Origin of the sequence: Gimesia aquarii (assembly GCF_007748175.1) — a bacterium.
GTDB lineage: Bacteria > Planctomycetota > Planctomycetia > Planctomycetales > Planctomycetaceae > Gimesia > Gimesia aquarii_A.
In genome coordinates, this window is the sequence record NZ_CP037422.1 from 468,196 (window position 1) to 490,224 (window position 22,029).

The window sequence follows — 22,029 nt, forward strand, 5'->3', positions numbered from 1 at the left end:
TGCTACGTTTCGTGACTTTGTTGTTTTTCGTGGTAGTATTACTCTGAGTCGTTAGGGGGGTATTTAAATATGACGTTCCTGTGAGCGACAGGGCGCTAGCCCTCGGTAAATTGAACGAAACAGTTTCATTTGTGGAATAGCGCTAGCCATCAACTACCAATTTTAACGACTAGTAGTCTATATCCAGGTTTATTGTAGCGTCTCCAGGACTGTTTGGACCTCGTATCATCGCATTGAAGCCGCTATGGTTAAATTAGACGCGCTATAGATATGTAAAACCGGCGGCTAGCGCCGAGCCGCTTACTTTATCTGTGAATCTTACTCAGTATTCTTGATCCAAATAACAAGCCGAAGTGTGGCACACGGTACGTAGAAATTGATCCATTCAAATCAGTCATCAATTTCCTGTGCATCGTTTGCTTCATGCATCCCCAGTTGTCCCATTTTTCGGTACAGGTTCGAACGATGCAGACCCAGGCATTTGGCGGTTTCGCTCATGTTGCCTCCCACGCGTTTAATCGTACGGCGGATGTATTCCTGCTGGAAGCGGCGCGAAGCCTCTTTCAAGCTCAAATCGGATGACATATCCACAACCGAATCACGGGAAGGGCTGAGAATAAACGCCAGGTCTTCTACCTCCACACGATCACTGGCACACAGGAATGCGACCCGCTCCATTAAATTACGAAGCTCGCGCACATTACCGGGCCAGAGATGTGCCTGCAGGCGTTTTTTAGCTTCGGCTGAGAATTTGAGCACCCGTCGGTTGGCTTGTTCACAAAATTGCGCGAGAAAAAATTCTGCTAATAAGATCACATCTTCAGGACGCTCTCTTAAGGGAGGCAGATCGAGCGTGACAACACTCAAACGATAATAAAGGTCCTCTCGAAACTTTTTCTCATGAACCGCATCAGCCAGCTTCGCATTTGTTGCCGCCACGACACGCACGTTAATGGGAATCGTTTCCGAGCCTCCCACACGGGTAATCACTTTCTGTTCAAGTACGCGTAACAGTTTAGCCTGTCCGCCCAGACTCATGTCCCCAATTTCATCGAGAAAGAGTGTGCCCCCTTCTGCAAGTTCAAATTTGCCGGCACGGGTTTCGTGGGCATCGGTGAAGGCCCCTTTTTCGTGTCCGAACAATTCGCTTTCGAGCAAGGTTTCTGTTAATGCCGCACAGTTTACCGCAACAAAAGGAGTATTGGCCCGCGGTCCCTGATAGTGCAACGATTGACTGACGACTTCTTTTCCCGTACCACTCTCACCCAGAATCAAAACCGGCAAGTCCGTACCCGCCAGGCGTTCGATGGTTGATCGCAGAGCCGTGATCGCAGAACTTTTTCCAATCACTTGCACTTTTTGTTTAACTTGTTCAGTCAGTTGATCACGACTACGGGAAAGCTGTTCGAGTTCGCGTGTGTTTTCAAGCGCTGTCGCGGCCTGCACCCCCAGTTCTTCAAGGCTTTGGGCATCATCGTCATTAAAGTCGGCTTTCCCTTTTTCTTTGTTCATGACTTCGAACGCACCGATCATTTCACCGGCGTTATTTCGTAGGGGCACACACAACAGGTTATGCGTTCGAAAGCCGCTTGACTTATCGACACTGGGGTCAAACCGCGAATCGTTGTAGGCATCATCGACGCGAATGGTCTTACCAGTTCGAATTACATCTCCGACGATTCCCACATCATCAGGCAAACGGAGCGTATTTCCTTCCACTCCCAATGCGGGGCAAGCGACAACCTGTTTGTGTTCCTGATCCCAGATGAAAATACTCGATCTCTCACATTCAAGGAGTCGTGTGGCTTCTTTGGCAATCAGCTCTAATAACGGTTGAGTTTCACGAGCCGAGGAAAAGCTGGAAGCAATATGTAATGTGGTCTCTAAGCGACTGATGCGCCTCAGGTTCTTTTCCCGCTTCTCGACGATCGAGAGTACGTAACCTAATACCCGCGCGACAACGATTACATTACTAAGCGAATCAGCCGTTAAGTCGCGACCACCGACTAAGAGAATCGTCCCTGGGCACAGATCTCCGAGAGGCGCTGCCAGAAATGACCAGTCGTCACGTTCCTCATCCGCACATAAGCCGCCTGCTTCGCGGTCCAATGCTTCATTACACAGTGCAGCGGGAAAGCCTCCTGCGGCATTCCTACCAAATTCAAATCGCGTTTCCCACTCTGGAGTTCGTTCGATCAGGGTGCACCACTGGCAGGATAATTCTGTTGCCAACTGAGGTAGAAATTGCTGGATGTAGTGACTTCCGCTAGCCTGTTGAGCTGCTTCTTCGAGTAGCCGATCACACACTTGAATCAACGACGCTTCCGAATCATAGCGAGTGAACAACGGAAGTCTCTTCCAGTCCAACCAATCCACTGTTTCTGCTTTATTCAACTGACACTCCTTTTTTGTGAATCAAAAGAGGCATATAATCACAGCATACATCAGGATTCTGTCATCTATTCGCCTTTCTGTATGGTCCAAATGATAACAGGTTGAAATTGATCCGTCATCCAAGTGTGGACTGTATTTAAGGGTTTTGGCTCTCTTTTTGACGAGTAAACCATGCATTTTACGATATCGATAAACTCTCACACATTGTGTGTTTTAAAACATCCTGTTTTCCATTGCTGATACTAGTTGCAAATATGTTCTTATGAATAGTTTAGTCCAACCGGTATCCTCGGCAGATTCGAGAGAATTACCGTTCCCTTACGTTTAAGAATCCCGCTTTACTGTCACTTCTGCTGGCGGAGTGTTACTGTATTAGAACAAGTGGGAGTCACAAACCGGGCTTCTCATTTTGTCCCAATTGAACTTAGTCCTTATTGAAATCCAGAGAACGACCATGTTTTGTCTCAATGTCATTCTTACAGTGAAGGAAGCCTCTGATGCTGAAGAGATTCAGGGGTTGCTTACTGAAGCCTGTCGATTATCCCGTACCGAGCCGGGTTGCCTGCGGTTTGATGTCTATTACTCTGAAGAACCAGCCACCTTCGTACTCGTAGAACATTGGGAGGACGAACAGGCCTGGAAAAATCACCGCGAAGAAAAAGCATATCAGGAAATTTATCAACCACAGGTCATGCCACGTGTCGAACGTGTGGCGCATAGAGTGAAGCTCCTGTTGGAATAACCTGCTTGAAACGATTAATGCCGAATCTGAATCAGAGTCGTTAATCATCAGTTAAGAATCCAAACGTAAACACAACAGAGGAAGAACGTCGATGTCATCCGATTCCCAACCCATTTTAAACCGATATAGTTCTCGTATCACTCAGCCCCGTTCTCAAGGGGCCTCTCAAGCCATGTTGTATGCGACCGGCATGAGCGAAGCAGATATGAATAAAGCGCAAGTCGGAATTTCCAGTGTCTGGTACGAAGGAAATTCCTGCAACATGCATCTCAATAAACTGGCCGCCAAAGTGAAAGAAGGAGTCGAAGCCGCAGACCTGGTAGGGCTCCGGTTCAACACAATTGGGGTCAGCGATGGTATTTCCATGGGCACCGATGGCATGTCGTATTCGCTGCAATCGCGTGATTTAATTGCCGACAGCATTGAGACTGTGACGTGCGCCCAATGGTACGATGCGAACATCTCACTCCCCGGCTGTGACAAAAACATGCCCGGTTGTATCATTGCCATGGGACGCTTCAACCGTCCTTCGATCATGGTTTACGGTGGAACGATCGCCCCCGGTTGTTTGAACAATGAAAAGTTGGATATTGTTTCTGCCTTCCAATCCTATGGCGAATATCTGGCCGGTACGATCACTGATGAAACACGCAAGCAGATTGTACAGAAAAGTTGTCCTGGCGCGGGTGCCTGCGGCGGGATGTATACGGCAAACACGATGTCATCTGCGATTGAAGCTCTGGGAATGTCACTTCCTTACAGTTCTTCGATTCCCGCAGAACATCCCGACAAATTAGACGAATGTGTTCGAGCCGGTGCTGCCATCAGAACACTACTGGAACTCGATTTAAAACCCCGCGACATTATGACACGCGATGCATTTGAAAATGCATTGGTGCTCATCGTTGCGTTGGGAGGGTCTACGAATGCCGTGCTGCACATGCTGGCGATTGCTCGTTCTGTCGATGTGAAATTAACAATTGATGATATTCAGTCAGTCAGTGATCGCACTCCCTTATTAGCCGACTTTAAACCGAGTGGTAAGTATGTCATGGCCGACTTGCAGGAAATCGGTGGTACGCCTGCTGTCATGAAATATCTGTTAGAAAAAGGCATGATCAACGGGGACTGCATGACTGTCACTGGTAAAACACTAGCCGAAAACCTGGCAGAACTACCTGGTTTGAAAGAGGGACAGGATATTATCCATACGTTAGAAAATCCCATCAAACCGTCGGGCCATCTCCAGATTTTGAAGGGAAATCTCGCTCCCACTGGCGCGGTTGCTAAGATCACTGGAAAAGAAGGTCTGGTCTTTGAAGGAACTGCGAATGTTTTCGATTCTGAAGAAGACATGCTGAAAGCATTGGAAGAAAACAAAATTCAAAAAGGCGATGTCATCGTCATTCGCTACGAAGGCCCCAAAGGGGGGCCGGGTATGCCCGAGATGTTAACGCCGACCTCTGCCATTATGGGCGCCGGTCTGGGGAAAGACGTCGCTTTATTAACCGACGGCCGTTTTTCAGGCGGTTCACACGGATTCATTGTGGGGCACATCACCCCGGAAGCACAGGAAGGGGGGCCGATTGCCCTCGTCAAAACGGGTGATAAGATCACCATTGATGCGGAAAATAATTTACTGAATGTGGATCTTACCAATGCGGAATTGGAAGAGCGTCGCCAGGCATGGACGGCGCCTCCCTTCAAATACACGCGGGGTACGCTCTATAAATATATCAAAAATGTGAAGTCCGCTTCCGAAGGTTGTGTGACGGACGAGTAATCACCTTTCCAGAATAAACGAAAGCCCGGGATCTGGTTTGATCCCGGACTTTTTTAGTAGCCGTTGAATTTCAATCATTCTAAAGATAGACACCAACTATTGCTTTTTTGTCTCAGCAGGCGCTTCCTCCACGACTTCAACACTTTCCGTTTCAACTGGGGTTCCACCATTTGCTGCTTTTTCTTTTTTAAGAAAATTTTTCATTCTCTCTTTAGAGATTCGGGGGATGCCACCTACGGGTTCGCCTCCTGCCAGTCCATCAAAGGCGATCACCTTTTCATCCTTATCTACGAGTAAACGCAAATGATACACTTTGAAAAGACCCTTCCAACGATAATGATGTAAGCGTAAGAGAGCCCCCGATTCATCGATTTCTTCCGATGGAGACCCCTGCGTGATCGACTCTAATTGTCTAAAGGGAATTTCTCCCACATCGCCAGAGTTTTCCATGGCAGCCTCGAGGTTTTTAAATGTAGCTGCCTGTGAGGACTTGGCACGCCATTCAATCAAAACCACGATAAGCAAGACTGCAATAAATGCCCAGGAAATGAGACGACGTTTCGCGCTGATTTGTTTTTTTGCTTTTGGGGCAGCTTCGGATTCAGGAGTATCCGCTGCATCGGAGGGGGTATTCATGAGCGCTTCCTTTTTCTCTGAAAAGAATATTTTGTCAGGAAAAGCAGATGTGCTTTATAATAAGGCGTCATATTTTCAATCACCGTATCCCATTGAAACAACGTATCCAATAAAAAAACATGCAATGAGGCGATTTCAGTAGAAAAAAAGCAGATGACCCGCGCTGGGTAAAATTGCGTAGTCAGGGCAGGGCATATCATCGGCCCCAATTTCAGACTGCTTACCAAAGTAAGCGATTAGTAGAGATTTGCCTGTTTTTTTGAGTGAATACTCGCGCAATGATTGGCATTTCGCTGACGGCGATCATTACTTTTCACGATGGTGATTACAAAATTCCCCGAGGTTCTTCATCGGCAAAGGGGTGTAACGCCCGGATTCCCTTCGGTTTTGGTAACGCATTTAAAAGCGCTTCGGCCATCCGGAAATCAGCAGCCGTCGTAATTTTTTGATTGAGGGGGGAGCCTTCAACAATCGTTACCGGGTACCCCATGTTTTCGATGAGTTGGGCTTCATCTGTTGGTTGCATCTCTCCCGCCTGAGCATAGGCGTCTAATAACAGCTGACGCTTGAAAACTTGCGGTGTTTGAGCCGCCCAGAGGTCGGTGCGGTCGACCGTCTCTTGAATTCGTCGATCCTTTCCCACCCGTTTCAAAGTGCTGGAAATTCGGATGGCGGGAATGACGGCATCCGATTTTTCAACGGCTGTGAAGAGTTCACCGACCCACTTATCAGTAATTAAAGGGCGTGCTGCATCATGGATTGCAACATAATCGATATCTGCTTTAACACGCGCCAATGCATTCTGAACGGAGTCAGCACGCTCCTTACCACCGGGTACGATTTCAATATCCATGAACGCCAGATTGGGACGAAACTTTTGTTTGAACCACTCGATATCTTCTTCAGCGACCGTGATGATCAACTGCTTAACATCTTCTCGATTCGAGAAGATCTCAGCCGAACGGGTCCAGACAGCGCGACCTTTCAGATCCATAAACGGTTTCTTTTGAGGTCCCGTACCGAGAATCTCAGCCCCCTTCGATTGAAACCGCGTACTTTTGCCGGCTGCTGCTAATATTACTGCAAAGGTTGCCACTTTACTTTCCTCTCGATTCAAAATTCCCTCTCAGGTTTGTCTGTTTATTAAGTTTAACAATCCTGAAATCTTCATCCAATAGCATACACAGTTAGATTTTTACGGAGTATGCAGGCATCTTAACGAATCATCAAATGAAGTGACGAAACGACGTTGATTTTTTTCAACAGAAGCCACGCATGATGTTTTTTTTCCACATCATTCCCAACCGAATTCTGAAGCTCCAAAAAATCGACTCTTCCGTAAAGCATTTGAATGAAGAGACTTAGAGGTTTTTCGTCATGTTTCCTTTACGCGTTGGCACTCAATTTGTTTAAAAACAGAAGCACTTCGTCAAGCGAGACCACGATACAGACTTTCTTGATGACATAACTGAAGACACACGCCTCCATTGACTGAACCCACTTTGAATATTGAATTAGAGAGAGCCATTATGGAACTTCCCACATTGATTCTGGTGACACAAGACTCAACTCTTCAACAACAGATACTGGCCCATTTCAAGAAAGCGTTCCATTTAGTCATCTGTAGTTCGTTAGAAGACTGTACTGGTCACTGCCGCGAACAGGCGATCGAATTTATCTTAGCCGACTTGCGGTTCCTCGCCTCTGGGGGGCATCAGGAAGATCAAAGCCTGGAGTTGATCCAGAAAATGGTTCCCGAAGCTGAAATCATCATGCTGACGGAAGAAGAGTGTCCTGAAATTCTGGAGCGACGAGCAGCCTGCACCAATATTCAACATATCAAGGGTTTTGCCAGTGAAGCGGAATTATTGTTAGAGATTGATTCCTGTCTTAGTCCGGAAGAAGAAGTCGTTGCATCTGAGTCTGTCACAATGAATTCCCTGCATGGAGGGACATCAGAGAGAAAAATACCTGCTCACGACTCTTTTGCACAGAATACGATGCATGATGTTAACAGTTCACAGGTTTCACATGAGATGACGAATCCGGCTCTCCAGGATGGTATCTCTGGTCAGTTCGAAACGAATTCACATGAAATGAAAATCATGCTGAATGAACTGGAGATTGCAGCACAACATGATGTGACTGTGTTACTGATTGGCGAAACCGGGGCGGGTAAAACTCATCTTTCTCGTCTGGTTCATGAAGTTTCTCCACGGCGGAATGAGCCCTTTTTGAATGTGGCCTGCGGTGCGCTGCCCAATGATTTGATCGAAAGTGAATTGTTTGGTCATGTACGGGGGGCATTTACTAGTGCTCACGCGGACAAAGACGGAAAATTTCTTGCTGCAGGACGCGGAACGATTCTACTCGACGAAATTGATGTTTTGGGACCAGAACAACAGGTCAAGCTGTTACGTGTGATCGAAACAGGCGAGTTCGAGCCGATTGGGTCAAACAAAACACATATCAATAAGGCACGGCTTGTGGTTGCAAGTAACATGGATCTTCAACCACTGGTCGAGCAAGGTAAGTTTCGCCCGGATCTTTATTACCGATTGAATATGTTAAAGTTTGATGTTCTTCCTTTAAGACGCCGCAAGGCTGACATTGTGACACTTGCCCATGGTTTTGTACGAGACATGGCAACCAAGCATAATATTGTGATTGATCGAATCGATGATGAATTCATGGAAGCCTTGCACGCCTATCCCTGGCCTGGCAATGTTCGGGAACTGGAGAACGTGATTCGCAGAGCGGTCATTTACTGTCGTGAAGGTATATTACGCAAAGAGAATCTGCCTTCCCATATTCTGATGGGACAAATTGGACCGACCAATGATCCTTCTGTGATCATCAATCATAAACAAAATGATTCGGATCGATTAGGGGATCAGGTAGCAGTTACAGAAAAAGAGCTGATCGAGCAAGCACTCTTTAAAAACAATTACAGCCGCACCAATACCGCCAAGACGTTGGGAATCAGCCGTGTGACTCTGTATAACAAAATGAAGAAGTATGGCATGAATACAAAAAAATGATGACACTCAGTGAGTGTCATCATGAATCAATCTGATTGTGAATTCAGTCTTCTATTTTATTTACTTCTTCGGACCGACAAGTTCGATCAAATTTCCATCCGGATCACGCAAGAGTGTCAGATAAATGCCTTTGGGAAATCCAGCGGGTAGTTCAAGCGGGCCTTTGGCGATGGGCTTTACCCCATAGGCTTTGGCCCGTTCTAATGCCGCTGTGGTATCTTTGACATAGATCGTCAGGTAGCTCACACCTAAGGAAGAATGGATAAAAGAATTATCGGTCTTCTTAGAAGGAGTTCCTTTGAACTGCATGAGCTTCACATTGGTCGCGGTACTGTCATTCTCAAGAACCAGTGGATAGACCTTGAATGGCAGGTTGTCAGAAAGTCCTGAATCGCCGCCCATTTCTGCTGTGACCTTGAATGGCTCACGCTCTTTTAACCCGAGTGCGTTCTTGTAAAAGTGAAGCGACTTGTCGAGGTCGCTCACCACAATTCCGAAGTCGACGGTTGACTTTGCAAATTCGGCGTCCGGAACAGTTTTGCTACTGGCGGCCCATGCTGCCAAACCACTGACGACCAGCACAATAAATGTTGTGTAGATCAGTTCGCGATTGACAAAACTGGAATTCTTCATTGAGTTGCTCCTGGATTTAAAAATAAACGGGCATTCTTAAACTCACGAAAGCCCTTCTATTCATCAGGCTACTTTGATCAGATTCAGACCTCAAGGCGATCTACTCGATTTATCTGAAACTATTTAAATTTGCTATATAGTTCGTAACTTGATCTTGTAATCCAAACTCAATCTCTTGTTCTATTTCCAGATGAAACTTGAGATTCTCTTTCAACGGGTGGCGTTCCGAAGGTTTTTTCTTCCAACCCCATTTTCAAGATGCTATAACAACAAAACACGACGTGTCTGTTTCTAACAATGTGAGAATAAGGATTTGCCATGAGATCTGTTGCGATTTTGTGTTTCTATTGCATGACCTGCGTTGTACTTCAGTGTTTTGATCATCCGCAGGTAGTTGCAGATGAAGAGCCAGTGGTGAAACGGACCCGGTTTTATTTAGCGACTCCAGAAGGTGTAGAACCCAAGGCTTTTTATGTCGCAGAAGATTACTATAACACCGGCTCTCCTACCTTCTCTGCGGATGGACAAAAATTGGCCTTTGACGGTTGGAAGTCTCAGGAGGGCGAAAGCTTTTCGAACGTGCAGATTATGGTTGTTAACTCGGATGGGAGTGACTTTAAAGTGTTGGGACCGGGGGCGATGCCGAGTTGGTCTCCGGGAGGGAATCGAATCGCGTTTTCTCAACCTTCTCCCTCAGGTGTCGCCATCATGAATGCCGATGGTTCTAATCGTAAAATGATCGAAACTGGAGGTTGGGGGGCACAGTGGTCACCTGATGGCAAAAAAATTGCCTATCGTGTGTACAAATCAGGAAAATCAAATCTTCGAATCTATGATTTAATCGAAGAAACAAAGAGCGATGTATTTCCTGAAGGGGAAAGCCCGTATTCCATGATTTACTGGAATATGGCATGGTCTCCCGATAGTAACTGGATTTGTTTTCTAGGACGAAAAGCGGATAAAACTTACGAGGTCGCTACAGTGAATGTCGCGGGAATGCAAGAAGGTTTTAAAGTGCACTTTAAAAGCAAAGTTTCCCCATACCAAGACATGGCCTGGCATCCACAGGGAGACATGATTGTATTTGGTTCTCCCACATCACCACGCAAACTACTCAAATTTAATCCCGCTGAGGATAAAGCGCCCGAACCACTGGAAATCACAGTCGAGGGAAACATCAATGGGGACGTCAGCTTCACCCCCGATGGTCAACATTTGCTGTTTAACGCCAGAGATAAGAAGTAGCCGCCATACGATCAATTCAAATCAGAGAGCAATACGCGGAGATGTTAATGTGACCCTCGAAGCACAGCGTTTACGGTTTAATTTCCTGGAGCTTAAGCTTCTCCTTCGATCCGGATAGGTTCATGACAGAGGTGCTAATCAGCAGCAAATAGTGTTTATGTTTTTTTGGCTCCTGCTGATTTTGGCTAAAAAACTGGAACGGCAGAAATTCAGAACCCCTGCGATTGACTTGGTCCGTGATGTCAATCAATACAGATTTCCTGTTGGGAATGGTCATACTTTTCAGGTTGGATAAAACATCCAACGCATCATTGGCGTTGATGGCCATCGAGAGTCGCAGATTTTGCTTTTCCTGTAGCTCAGTTCGTAACTGAATTCGAAATGGTGAGTTTTTTTGAGAATCAAGAGTCGTTTTGAGATTGAATTCTATTGACTGCCCATTGAAAAGTGAGAGTTTCGGGGCTTGCAGAATATTGAGGGATTCAGTCCGTTGTGCCATTTGTTTCATTAAGCCAGCTTGTTGTGGGTCAAGAAGGATTCCTTCTTTTAAATTTTGAGCTTTCAATTGATTTAAAAGATCTTGCAGAGCCCGGACTTCAGATCGTTCCCACTCTTTAAACCATTTCTGTAAATGATCGGTTTGAACCAGTTGGAAATCGAGTTCGATCATCTGGTCTTGAATGGCTCTCATTTTTTGCAATAACTCAGCAATTTGGTCGTGGGCTTCTTTCGTGTGTCGGACGACCAGAGAAAGTGTTTGTTGATAAACAGTGATCGAGCCAGTTTGCTTTTTTTGATTTCTCCAATTTTCAGGAGTGACGTTTTTCTTGATCAGTTCAATTAACGGTTCAAAACGAGGCTTGACAGATGGTATCATCGCTTGAGTAAGCTTCTGAGGGGTGACGATTTTTCGTGGTAAAGGAACCACCAAATCAGCAACCGGATAGGTTTTTGTGATCAAATTGTCCTCAAAATTAGACTCATCAATAAGAATATGTCCTATGACACCGGTATCGCTGTTGACACCGACACCAAACATGAGACGATCTGTGACCGGTTTGACCTTTTCTAACTGAATCATCAATAAAAGCACTTGCGGATTTTTTGCGTTTTGATCAATTTGAAAACCACCTACTAATAGCGTCTCTCCTAATTGAATCTGTGTTGAATCTGCAAACCGAAATTCGTTTATCATCGGAAGTTCGACGACCTGCCGTTGTTTCGAATTCAAATCAATGGTGTTCTGTTTCACCACACCTTTGTTTTTTGAGAATGTGATTTCGTATTCGAGTCTACCTGTTTTTTGATTGCCACCTTTTTCTGGGAACATTGGTCGTGCATCAAGATTGAAACCATAGGTATTGAGTTGAAAACGTTGTCCAGCACCCGCAAACTGGTTTTCAAAAACCGGTCTCTCTTTTTGTGCGATGTTCGCTGTTTGACCATTCATCATCGTGATGACAGGGGAAGAAAGCAGCGTACTTTCTGTGGCTTCTATCAATTTATGGATTTCTTCAGCACGCTTTGTATCCAATAATTCATAGATCACTGATTGACTACGATTGGCAACCAGAGTTTCAAATGTGATGGCTTTGTTTTCAATCTCTGAACTGTCCGAAAATGGATCATTCGTTTTCGTTGCTCCACGCATGGGCCCAAATTTGTTGACTTCAATGACTTTGATTTCTTTCCGTTGAGCAATGATTTTTGCGATTAGTGTTTGTGGAACGGAAATTAATTTGATTTTTGTTTTGATCTGTAGCTGTGAGAAAACAGATTCAGATAGCTCTTGTATCGCTTGGGCTATATGTTTCTGAACCTCTGGATCTTCACTCACAACAATGAGATGATCATCCTTGATGAATAATCTTCCCGCAAAATGAGAGCCAGCCGATTTCTTCATTAATGGATTCGCGAATTGAGTGTTCGGTTGAGGTAAGATTTCCTCTTTTCTTTTCTGCTTGTTTACGAACGAACGGACTTTTTCGATCAATTCAGCTTTTGCACGTGAGTCACCTACGGCTTTGCGGCCTTTTTCCATTAACTCTTTGATAGAATAAACACGTACGGTTTGCGCTTTTGGATTTTGTAATTCTTCTGTTGCGTATAAGAATTTGAGAACCGAAGAGGAAGACAAACTTGAGATATTCTTATCTTGAAGTTGTGTCCTGGTTTGATTCGATGAACTTGTTTCCTTCTCCTTGCTTTTGTTTTGAATGATTAAAAGATCGGTATTGTTGCTCTTCGTCGCTTCTTCAGCTTGTTGGTCCGCTGCAGAAACCACAAAAGCCGCACCAGGCAATACCGTTGCTGATAAAACAATTAAAACCATCCAGCACCACCAGGGTGTTTGCTTTTGACATCCTTGTCCCAATTTCATAATTCGCTCCAAACGTTTTGAGGTAATTTCCACCGGACGCACGCCCGGCACCACAGGAACTGATTTCAACGTATGCTTTAACTCCAGCACTTCCAGCAAACATTTTGCATACAAGCCGGGCTCACAATTTAACTCTGCCAGAACTTCTTCATCACAACACTGCTCAACTTCAAGCTTCAAACGCCGTCCCGTAAACCAGACCAGCGGATGAAACCACCACACAATCGAGGCTGTCAGTTGCAACAAACCAACCCATAAGTCACCCCGTCGAATATGAATCAACTCATGCGCCAAAATGGGTTCCAGTTCTTTCTTTGAACGAGAATCGACAATCGCTTGAGGCAAAATGATCGTGGGGCGAAATAATCCAATCACTGCTGGTCCGATGCGGCTTTTGGTGATTAACAGCCTGACTCTTCGTTTGACTCGTAATTCCACACTTAGACGCGACAGTAATTGATCCAGTTCTGGATCATGAACCATACTCGAAGTGCGCAGTATTTGCCGACATTGCCAGTAACGGATCACCATCACAGCCACAATGCTCGCTGCGATGAAGCCCCAGATAACAACCCCGCTATACCAGAAAAATGAGCGCGCTGAGTACCATTCTTTTTGAGTGAGTGTGGTATCAGAATTCAAAGCAGAATTTTTAAAGCTCGATATGGGATTCTTTTTCAGAGATCCATCATGAACGGTAATTTGAACGGTCGGTGCTTTTGTCTCTACATCTGGCAGCTTCTGCACATCATCGCCAATAAGTTGTCGAATCGATTCCGTCAGAGTGAGCGCGTGCTGGTCTTGATTTGTGAGAGCTTGGTATGCTTCTGGTGTCTGAATTCCCTGCACCCAGCAAAATAGGCCACTGGAACTGCTCCATAGGGGAGGCGTCATAAATTTCAGTAAGACAATCAACCACAATATAAAAGTCAGATGTGATTGCCGGAATTTGATGAATTTACAGATCAGAAAGACGGCAATCACTAACAACGAGCATTGCCAGAACTGCTGCCAGATAATTTGGACGAACGTCGATTCACTCAGATTCATTTCGTTCCTCCGTCAATTGATCAAGTAGAGTCTTTAATGCGTCTAAATCTTCCTGACTAACGTTTCGATTTTCGATCAGATGTTGCATTAAAGGAAACGTTTCTCCCGCGAAGAGACGGTCAACCAGATCATCCACAGTTTCTCGAATGACAGTACGTGGTTTCACACGGGGTGAATAAACACGAGTTCGGCCTTCGAGCTTCACATTGACATATCCCTTTTTCTCCAGTCTTCTCAAGTACGTCTGGACGGTTGTGAAATCGATGCCTCGCGAGTCGGGAAACGATTCAAACACCTCACGTACTGTGCCGTGTTTCAGTTCCCAGAGTGCACGGGCGACTTCGATTTCTCCTTTGGATAGTGCAGGTCGTTCTGTCATCGTTTCTCCATTCAATTACAACTGTAATTGTGGAAGTTTAATTACATTTGTAATTGAGTCAAGATCGTATTGATAAAAATTGATCAATTTCCAGACGGGCGTCTCCTCCAAAGTCAATCTAAAAATGGTCGTTCTTAAAAATAGAGCGGGAGTTTGAAAATCTTGCCGAACCTTGTTTGGAATTGCTCTCCTGATCGCTTAGAATTAAGCCGTGATTCGAAATCATTAGCTGAAATCTGTAGAGAATCACTACTCATAATGAATCTTTATGTATTTATATAATCCCCACTTTCATATTTTTTTGGGATCCATCAGAATGAGTGTCCGATCTGCCAGACCGAAAGTAAATGATTTGATCTTTCGCTTGATTGGACGTTCCATCCATCCCGAGCTCTACACCACCTGTGCCTTGGCAGAGGTGCATCAAAAAAATTATTCTGCTGTGTTGAAAATCTGTGAAACGGGGCATATTGCCTGTATTCAACACAAAGAAAAAACCGTTTGTGAGATTCTGACTTCGTTTCAGAATCCCCTGCCCAGCCAGAAACGAGTGCTGGAAAAGCCGGTGCGTGGTTGTCGTTCTGAATCAGCTCAATTGGAATCAGGCCTGTATTATCAGGTCAGCTACCAGTTAGAAGAGCTTGATTATGTGGTTTTTAATAATCTGCATGAAGAATATATGATGGATTCCCAAAAGGCTGATCTGGCTTATCACTTTGTTTCAGAAAGCCGTATCACTCCCGGGGCTCTAAGTATCGTTGATTTTGAAGCGAACCAGACAAGCCTCCTGATACATGCATTTCACACGTTTCCCGAAGAATTAGCGGTTGTAAAAACCCAGTCTTTGTTTGAATTTTAGGGTCGATTTCGTCAGATCTGAGCAAGCGATTAATGAAATTAATTGTTTCAAATGGTCCTCAGAGCGTATATAATTAATTTAAATACGGGCTGAATATCCGTATCCTCAAGTCGTTTTATGAGGATCTCATTGATCAACGTCATGGATGACGGGAAACCGGTAACGTGATAGGGCGGTCAAGTGTATTCTTTACGATCTATAGTACTGTTCTCTTTCTGTCTGAGTGCACTGGCAAGCTTTGAGACGAATGTTTCGTCGGCTGCGCGTCCCTACTCTGTTTCTCGATATCGGACCCCTTATTCTGCTTCTGCCTATTATCGGTATCGATATGGCAATCGCTCGGCATATTACGGTTACTCAAATCGTTATGCACGAAACTATTCCTATTACCCCCGTTCAAGCTATTACGGCTTTGGGGCTCGACGATATTACAACCGCTATCGTCCCTATGCGGCAGTCGCCGGCTATCGCTATTACCGACCTGCTTACTACCGTTTCAATGGTTACCCCAGATATTCGTATTTTGGTTACAACACATTTTATCCCTGGCGGACGTGTAACGCCTGGAATTCGTATTCTTCGTGTTACTGCTCACCTTATGGGTATACTGGTTCGTATGCACCTTATTGGGGCACTTATGCTCCGCTATGGGGAAGTTACAGACCTTACTGGGGAGGCTACTTTGGAGGTTACTACGGACCCTATTGTGGCATCTGGCCTTATCGGCCAACCTTATACGGCAGCCTGATCTTTCAATACGGCTATAACGCCGGCTATGGTCGTCGTGGTTACTATTCACTCTGGTAGTCGGCAAGATACCAATTCAAATTAGTCTGTCAGGGACCACTGACCAGCATCACACCGACGATGATATCGTAGGTTGCATGCGCGCCGACGGTGATTCCAAACCCCCGGAGAAAAAAGAGACCGGCAAAAAAGAGACCAGCTACGGTCCGAAATGTGAAGCTGAACAGAGAAAACTGATCTCCGGTGGCACCAATATAATGAGCCAGTGAAAAGATAAGGCTGGTCGAAATGATCGCCAGGACGGCAGACCAGCGTACTTTCAGCATCATACCTCTGAAGAGCAGATAACAGAGAGGCAGCAATAAGAGACGAAACATCACTTCCTCATAAACGCCTGCACCAACAAAACTGACGACGCGCGAAGCGGATTCTCGTTCGATGAACATCATCGTTGGCTCGGGTAATTGTTGAAAAGCCAAATCCTGTACCTGCCCCAATATGATCAAACAGAAAGCGAACAACAGACTCTCCGCAAACATTCCCAGCAAAGTTTCTGCAGAAATTTTCCAGGGGTATTTACAACAGACGTGCCAAATCAGCAGTGTGCCCACAATCAGGCAAGGCAGTAAAAAGGTATGTGTGAACCCCAGTTGAGAGAGCCAGCTTCGCATCCAATAGTCGGCACCATTGCGAATCAATTCCGGTTGGTTCCCTCCCATGGAGATCACCCCCAATTCATAGATCACCAACAACGGCGCAAGAAATACCAGACAGACAAGTGGCTGCCTGGCCTCTAACCAATAGCTATCAACGGCTAGAGTCATTTCGCTTTGAGAATGTTTATTTTGCGTCATGACTCTTGTTGGTTCTCTGAAGCCTGTTTGACTGATTCATGCTTTGAACTGGAATGAATATGAGGTTTCATTGGCTGCGTGTGTGATGCGTCCTGGCGATAGTGTTGAAAACGCTTGAGGGAAAACAGATCATTCTTCTGGTCGGTTTCTCTCAATGCTTCTGGCAGATTTGTGTCAAGAGCTGACAGAGTATGGTCGACGGTCCGTTGATCCCATTCACCACGTTTTGCTTCCCGATAAAGTTGCAATGCTGCTGCAAATGCTACCTCTTCCATGTCGTAAGATCGAATACCGTCGGCCGTCAACTCCCGCCGGTTGTTTTTCAGCTCCAGATAGCGACAAACCACTGCCATGCGTCGCGAATGTTCGTTTAAGGCATAAGTGTGTAACCTGCGCGGATAACCAGTGCCATCAAGCCGTTCGTGATGTTGAGAGATCACTTCAGATAGAGACGAGTCTCCCGGAAAGCCACGCAATCCTCCGAGCAATGCCGCTCCCAGGACTGGATGTTCGCCTCGTTCATCATGCAAGAGCTTGCTTTGAGAAGCATCTTTATCAGGATTCTGATGTTTCAACATCAACCAGCCAAAATCGTGCAATAAACCGGCCAGCATCAGAAAGTCAACATTTTTCTGCCAGTCTTCATGCTGCCTGCTGACGAAGTAAATTAATCGCGCAGTTTCCAAACCACGTATGTAAACGGGCATGTCTTCATCCGAGAACCGTTCATGGGCAACGGCTAGAAAATCTTCGATTGAGAGAAATAGAAACTCACCCGGGGAAGTCAAATGCACATCATCGTTTTTAATTTTTCTCAACAGATTCAACAGGTAGTTCGGGCTGCAAAATGGTTTTGTCCAGATCTCTTGCGTGGCCTCTTTGAATTGGCTCACATAATGCAAAACCGTTTGACTCAGCAGTAATTGTTGTTTGATGTATTGTTGTTCTTCTCGAACAGAGTTGAGAATTCGTTCTAAAATGGGTAACTGTGGGGGGCAAAGTGAATGGGTCGGTTCAGAACCGAGGTAAAGCCGACAACGTTCTAGAATGACTTGAATACGATTTTGTAACTGAATGAGCGTGCGTTGTGGCTTGGGTACGGTGAGTTCCAGATTTTGCTGTTTCAGTTCCCGATATGTGCTGCTGAGCTTTTGTAACTGTGCATCACCAGACTCAATCACCGCTGCTGGCTCTGATTTCAAACGAAGCGCCTTCCATTCTTCACGTTCCTCACGAATTGAGGGGGCAAGCCAGCGGAGTAATCTGTTGGAATGATTCACAATGGTTTCCTGCTTGGAGATAGCGCGTCACATCAATAGTTTTGATACGAAGATATTGGGGGCCCCTTGTTAGTTTGTTTATCGACCATTCCGTAGTGAGGGATTGAATAGATTGAATGAGTTCGGACTGGGTAAACTATCAGAACAAAAGGTACATATCGTATTGATAGTTCATCACTTAGGAGACGAAAACAAAAACTCTGCTTTACTTGCGTGAATCTATCAATTATCAAGACGCGTTGACTTTGCGACTTGTAAGTAGCGTATTATCTGAGCCGAATGGATCGGATGTGAGAATTGCTCAATTTCCTGTCATAAGCACGCCGATTTGTGACTAGAGGGCATTTTTTCTCTTATCTACTTGTCGTTCTTTTATCGGCATGCATAGAATCTAGGAAAGATGACTGTCACTTAAGGCAATTTAAAGAACATTTACTGATAAGATGTGTCCTAAATTAATAGGTACTGATATCAGTTTTCAAAATCCAATTAGACCCAAACTGACGAGCGGGAAAATTCTCATGGCTACGGATTTTCAACAAAAAGAGCGACTTCCTGAAATTACCGATCGAATCGTAGAGACCTATCATGAACTGGACAGAATTCATCATTTAGGGCACTGCCCACTACCCAGTCAGGATGCAGTAATCGAAGCTGCTCAGGAACTGAAGGAATTGATCTTTCCAGGTTATCGCCGCCGTCAAAATCTGCATATGGGAAATGTGGTCTACCATGTGGGAAATATCGTTGATTCTCTGCACGATATTCTGACAACGCAGATAGGGCGTGCCTTAAGACACCAGTATGTTCAAACACATGGCGCTGATTGTGAAAAGCTGCCCAGTATTGATTTCGAAGCAGAAGGCCAAAAGAAAACGATGCTGTTTCTGGAGACCATTCCTGAAATCAGGCGAGCTCTTTCAACTGACGTGCAGGCAGCCCTGGATGGTGATCCGGCCGCATCCTGTGCCGATGAAATCATCTTTTGCTATCCGGGTCTGGAAGCGATTACCATTTATCGAATTGCACACGAGCTTTACGAATTGGATGTTCCCATCATTCCTCGTATGTTATCGGAGTGGGCACATTCACAGACGGGAATTGATATTCACCCCGGTGCTACCATTGGCCATTCGTTCTTTATTGATCACGGTACCGGTGTTGTGATTGGTGAGACATGCGAAATTGCCGAGCATGTGAAAGTTTATCAGGGGGTTACGTTGGGAGCGGTTAGTTTTCCCAAGGACTCAGAAGGTCGCATTATTCGCGAACAGAAACGCCATCCCACTATCGAAAAGGGAGTCGTCATTTATGCGAATGCAACCATTCTGGGAGGCGATACCATCATCGGCCAGGATGCCGTCATTGGGGCGAGTGTCTCTTTGATGAAAAGCGTCGTCCCCAATACGATTGTCACAATCGAAAAACCTTCACTTCGATTTCGTGAAGCATCCTGAGATCGTTAAATTCTGATTCAAAACTCACATCAACCATAAAAAAAGATCCTGTGTGAGTTCGTCAATCAAACTCACACAGGATCTTATCGCAATAAAATTCAATTAGGCAATCGCACGTTTTGATTCGCCATCATCGTTATGGTCTTTCTCGATCGATCCTACATGATCCAGAGTTCGGTCAAGTTGTGAGGCGAGTTTCTCTTGGGTTTCCAGTAGCGAAGCGGCAGCAGACTCGTATTGTTTTTCACGGTTGGTTAACTGGTCAGCTCGTTGTTGCAGCTCTTCGGAAAATTGAGTCAATTCTTCCATCATCGCTTCGAGATCAGCCAGCAGCTCTAATTGCTCCTGCTCAGAAAGTACTTCCTGATCCTGAAGCTGTTCTTCCTGTTTTTCTTTCATTTGATGAACGTGTGACAGTAACGCAGCAGCTCCCTGGTTTCTTCGATTTTCATATTGTTGGATCAATTGGAAGTCCTGCTCCATCAAGTCAACAAGCTCAGATGCAGACAGGTTTTTAAGAGTAGTTTCATTCGTCATTGAGTGATCTCTTTTGTCCGGAGTGATATGAGCGCTCGTCTCAAGTGGCGAACCAGATAATCTAGCAATGGGAGTGCTCATTGATAATTGTGGACGGGCTACACGAAAAACAAATTCGATGGGCCCAATGCTAATGGAATCGTCATCAGACAGAGGTGATGTCTGAATTGGAATTCCATTGAGTAAAAGTTTTGGTTGAGGAGCAATGGCTTCGATCAGGGCTTTACCCTGTTCGATCTGGATCACCGTATGCAAGATTGGCATGTTAGATCCGGCTAACTGGAGACCACAACAAGACCCCGCACCAATCGTTAAGCGATTGTCTTGAACAGGGCGGATGGGAAAATTAGTTTTCCCTTTAATGATTTCCAGAGAATACTGGTGAGAGGATTCTACAACCACAGACTTATCAACCTCGTGTTGAGACAGGAACTTTGTGATTCCTTCAGGGCTCTGATTTCAGTGCCACACAATAATAAATCGACCGTCCCTTGAGGCAAGCATGAGAAAACGTTCCAGTTACTAATTGATCAAAAACCATTGATGGCTTCGATATCAAAATAAAGCAGATTTTGTAACAATCAGTTAAAATAGAGGGGCCTCTATGGTTACCAAAGCCAGTAAAATAGAGAAAATAAAGAATGAAATCTGGTCAAAGGCTTTGTAGATCCTTGTTAACAAAGGAAACACCTCAGCCCGATGATTTTGGATTTACAATCACTTGAATCGTACCAGAAATTTGATCACTGATTTGTGTTTGTTAATTATTTTTTATCGTTTCGGATATCGCCAAGAGTTCTATCCTGTGAAGATCGTGGATGGTCCTCAACAGCAAACAGGTGCGAGGCCTTCTGTAATAAAAAGGATTTGCGATTAAGTGCCTCAATCAATTTTCGTGCCTGGTAGTTTCCGTTCAGTGGGAGGGGGAAGATCGGGGACCTCTGGTTTCGGTGGTGTGGGAGGAGGAGTATACCCTTCGCATGTCAACTTTAAATTTCCCCCTAAAGGAACTCGAAATTCGGAATTGGTATCGAAGGCAGTCCACCCCGCGAGAACGCCCCGCTGGTCGGCGTACTGTCGCGCAACCAGGTAAGTATCATAGCTGTCTGACCAAACCCGAAAGTTCAGATAAAACAGATTGGGATTCACTTTTTGAATCGACTTGCGAAACAACGCCGAAGGTTTTCGCAGACGTTCTGAATTATCACCTCGACCCTTGCGTGGTTCCAGAATGAGATAAGGCACTCCACCTGCGGGCTTGAGTTTGATCCTCCAGTCCCGATTCCCCACATTTCGATTTTCAAACAACTTCACAAGTTTCTCACAGTCGACAGCTTGTTCTTGCGCTGTCACAAAACGACTTTTGGCAATTGCTGCCAAAGCCAGTGACTGTAGTTGCGGAATATCGACACGTAAAATCCGACCGCCGCGACAAACATAATCGATCGGCTTTGCACCTGAAGGAGCATCACGCGGATTCGGTAGATTCACAATTTTCGCATTCGGAGTCGGGCCTGGATCGGGGGTTTTAGCCAACTTTGCTTTGATGTCGGCTAATTCCGTTTCCTTCTCAACGATCATTTTCTCGATCGACTTTACTTTTTGATCCCGCTCAGCAATCTGCTTTTTGAGAGCTTCAATATTGATTTGAATTTCTTTTAATTTCTCCAGCTCTTTTTTCAGCTTCTCTGCCAAAGCCTTCTGTTCTTCGATATTGACGGGTTTTTTCTGTTCCGTCAGTTTTTTTACGGTCTGCAGCTGCTCCTTTTCCAGCTTTAGCAGTGAATCAAGATCCTCCACTCGTTTTTGGGAACGATCCATGTCTTCATCGGTAATGTCCGGCAGCGCGTCTTTAATACGTTCGACGGCTTCGCCAACCCCTAACTGGGTTACCGTTAAGAGAATGACCAGAATGCCTACCACATTGGTCATAGTGTCCAGGAGTGAGTCGAGACTGGCACCGCCAGATGATCCTCTTTTGCGCTTCATTTGTGGATTTGAACTCAATAAAC

General features: G+C 45.3%; 17 protein-coding genes. 7 read left to right on the plus strand and 10 right to left on the minus strand.

The window, feature by feature from the left end; translation table 11 throughout:
- Window positions 1-390: 390 nt before the first annotated feature.
- Window positions 391-2,394, minus strand: coding sequence for a sigma-54-dependent Fis family transcriptional regulator (locus V202x_RS01915; RefSeq protein ID WP_145170716.1), 2,004 nt, complete (start codon window positions 2,392-2,394; stop codon window positions 391-393).
- Window positions 2,395-2,848: 454 nt separating this feature from the next.
- On the opposite strand from V202x_RS01915, the gene V202x_RS01920 reads away from it, so the two are divergent.
- Together V202x_RS01920 and ilvD are read left to right on the plus strand one after the other, a co-directional pair.
- A complete protein-coding gene (locus V202x_RS01920) occupies window positions 2,849-3,136 on the plus strand; it encodes a putative quinol monooxygenase (RefSeq protein ID WP_144980771.1) in 288 nt (95 codons plus the stop codon).
- A 91-nt stretch (window positions 3,137-3,227) separates the two neighbouring features.
- Window positions 3,228-4,919, plus strand: coding sequence for a dihydroxy-acid dehydratase (ilvD, locus tag V202x_RS01925; RefSeq protein ID WP_145170718.1), 1,692 nt, complete (start codon window positions 3,228-3,230; stop codon window positions 4,917-4,919).
- 96 nt (window positions 4,920-5,015) lie between these two features.
- Here ilvD and V202x_RS01930 read toward each other — a convergent pair whose 3' ends face one another.
- Window positions 5,016-5,555 carry a hypothetical protein gene (locus tag V202x_RS01930; protein ID WP_145170720.1) on the minus strand — a complete coding sequence of 180 codons (540 nt, stop codon included), beginning with the start codon at window positions 5,553-5,555 and terminating at the stop codon, window positions 5,016-5,018.
- A gap of 325 nt (window positions 5,556-5,880) precedes the next feature.
- Window positions 5,881-6,651, minus strand: coding sequence for a 2-C-methyl-D-erythritol 4-phosphate cytidylyltransferase (gene ispD / locus V202x_RS01935; protein WP_145170722.1), 771 nt, complete (start codon window positions 6,649-6,651; stop codon window positions 5,881-5,883).
- 433 nt (window positions 6,652-7,084) lie between these two features.
- Here ispD and V202x_RS01940 point away from each other — a divergent pair, with 433 nt between their 5' ends.
- Complete coding sequence (locus tag V202x_RS01940; RefSeq protein WP_145170724.1) at window positions 7,085-8,596, plus strand: sigma-54 dependent transcriptional regulator; 1,512 nt, start codon at window positions 7,085-7,087, stop codon at window positions 8,594-8,596.
- Window positions 8,597-8,656: 60 nt separating this feature from the next.
- Here V202x_RS01940 and V202x_RS01945 read toward each other — a convergent pair whose 3' ends face one another.
- Window positions 8,657-9,229, minus strand: coding sequence for a VOC family protein (locus tag V202x_RS01945; RefSeq protein ID WP_145170726.1), 573 nt, complete (start codon window positions 9,227-9,229; stop codon window positions 8,657-8,659).
- Window positions 9,230-9,547: 318 nt separating this feature from the next.
- Between V202x_RS01945 and V202x_RS01950 the strand changes: the two genes are divergently transcribed.
- Complete coding sequence (locus V202x_RS01950; protein ID WP_145170728.1) at window positions 9,548-10,474, plus strand: TolB family protein; 927 nt, start codon at window positions 9,548-9,550, stop codon at window positions 10,472-10,474.
- Window positions 10,475-10,544: 70 nt separating this feature from the next.
- On the opposite strand, the gene V202x_RS01955 is transcribed toward V202x_RS01950, so the two are convergent.
- Window positions 10,545-13,904 carry a M56 family metallopeptidase gene (locus V202x_RS01955; RefSeq protein ID WP_145170730.1) on the minus strand — a complete coding sequence of 1,120 codons (3,360 nt, stop codon included), beginning with the start codon at window positions 13,902-13,904 and terminating at the stop codon, window positions 10,545-10,547.
- Window positions 13,891-14,283 carry a BlaI/MecI/CopY family transcriptional regulator gene (locus V202x_RS01960; protein ID WP_145170732.1) on the minus strand — a complete coding sequence of 131 codons (393 nt, stop codon included), beginning with the start codon at window positions 14,281-14,283 and terminating at the stop codon, window positions 13,891-13,893. Before V202x_RS01960 ends, V202x_RS01955 begins: the two co-directional genes overlap by 14 nt.
- Window positions 14,284-14,599: 316 nt before the next feature.
- On the opposite strand from V202x_RS01960, the gene V202x_RS01965 reads away from it, so the two are divergent.
- Together V202x_RS01965 and V202x_RS01970 are read left to right on the plus strand one after the other, a co-directional pair.
- Window positions 14,600-15,142 carry a DUF2617 family protein gene (locus tag V202x_RS01965; RefSeq protein ID WP_197993174.1) on the plus strand — a complete coding sequence of 181 codons (543 nt, stop codon included), beginning with the start codon at window positions 14,600-14,602 and terminating at the stop codon, window positions 15,140-15,142.
- 180 nt (window positions 15,143-15,322) lie between these two features.
- Window positions 15,323-15,949 carry a hypothetical protein gene (locus V202x_RS01970; RefSeq protein WP_145170736.1) on the plus strand — a complete coding sequence of 209 codons (627 nt, stop codon included), beginning with the start codon at window positions 15,323-15,325 and terminating at the stop codon, window positions 15,947-15,949.
- Between the two features lie 29 nt (window positions 15,950-15,978).
- On the opposite strand, the gene V202x_RS01975 is transcribed toward V202x_RS01970, so the two are convergent.
- Together V202x_RS01975 and V202x_RS01980 are read right to left on the minus strand one after the other, a co-directional pair.
- Window positions 15,979-16,743 (minus strand): CPBP family intramembrane glutamic endopeptidase, encoded by a 765-nt coding sequence (locus V202x_RS01975; protein ID WP_145170737.1) that lies wholly within the window; start codon window positions 16,741-16,743, stop codon window positions 15,979-15,981.
- On the minus strand, window positions 16,740-18,023 hold the full coding sequence (locus V202x_RS01980; protein ID WP_145170739.1) for an HD-GYP domain-containing protein: 1,284 nt from the start codon (window positions 18,021-18,023) through the stop codon (window positions 16,740-16,742). The genes V202x_RS01975 and V202x_RS01980 overlap by 4 nt, the downstream gene beginning before the upstream one ends.
- A gap of 521 nt (window positions 18,024-18,544) precedes the next feature.
- On the opposite strand from V202x_RS01980, the gene V202x_RS01985 reads away from it, so the two are divergent.
- Window positions 18,545-19,480 (plus strand): serine O-acetyltransferase, encoded by a 936-nt coding sequence (locus V202x_RS01985; RefSeq protein ID WP_145170741.1) that lies wholly within the window; start codon window positions 18,545-18,547, stop codon window positions 19,478-19,480.
- 102 nt (window positions 19,481-19,582) lie between these two features.
- Here V202x_RS01985 and V202x_RS01990 read toward each other — a convergent pair whose 3' ends face one another.
- Window positions 19,583-20,281 carry an FHA domain-containing protein gene (locus tag V202x_RS01990; RefSeq protein WP_145170743.1) on the minus strand — a complete coding sequence of 233 codons (699 nt, stop codon included), beginning with the start codon at window positions 20,279-20,281 and terminating at the stop codon, window positions 19,583-19,585.
- 618 nt (window positions 20,282-20,899) lie between these two features.
- On the minus strand, window positions 20,900-22,006 hold the full coding sequence (locus V202x_RS01995) for a hypothetical protein (RefSeq protein ID WP_145170745.1): 1,107 nt from the start codon (window positions 22,004-22,006) through the stop codon (window positions 20,900-20,902).
- Window positions 22,007-22,029 lie beyond the last annotated feature (23 nt).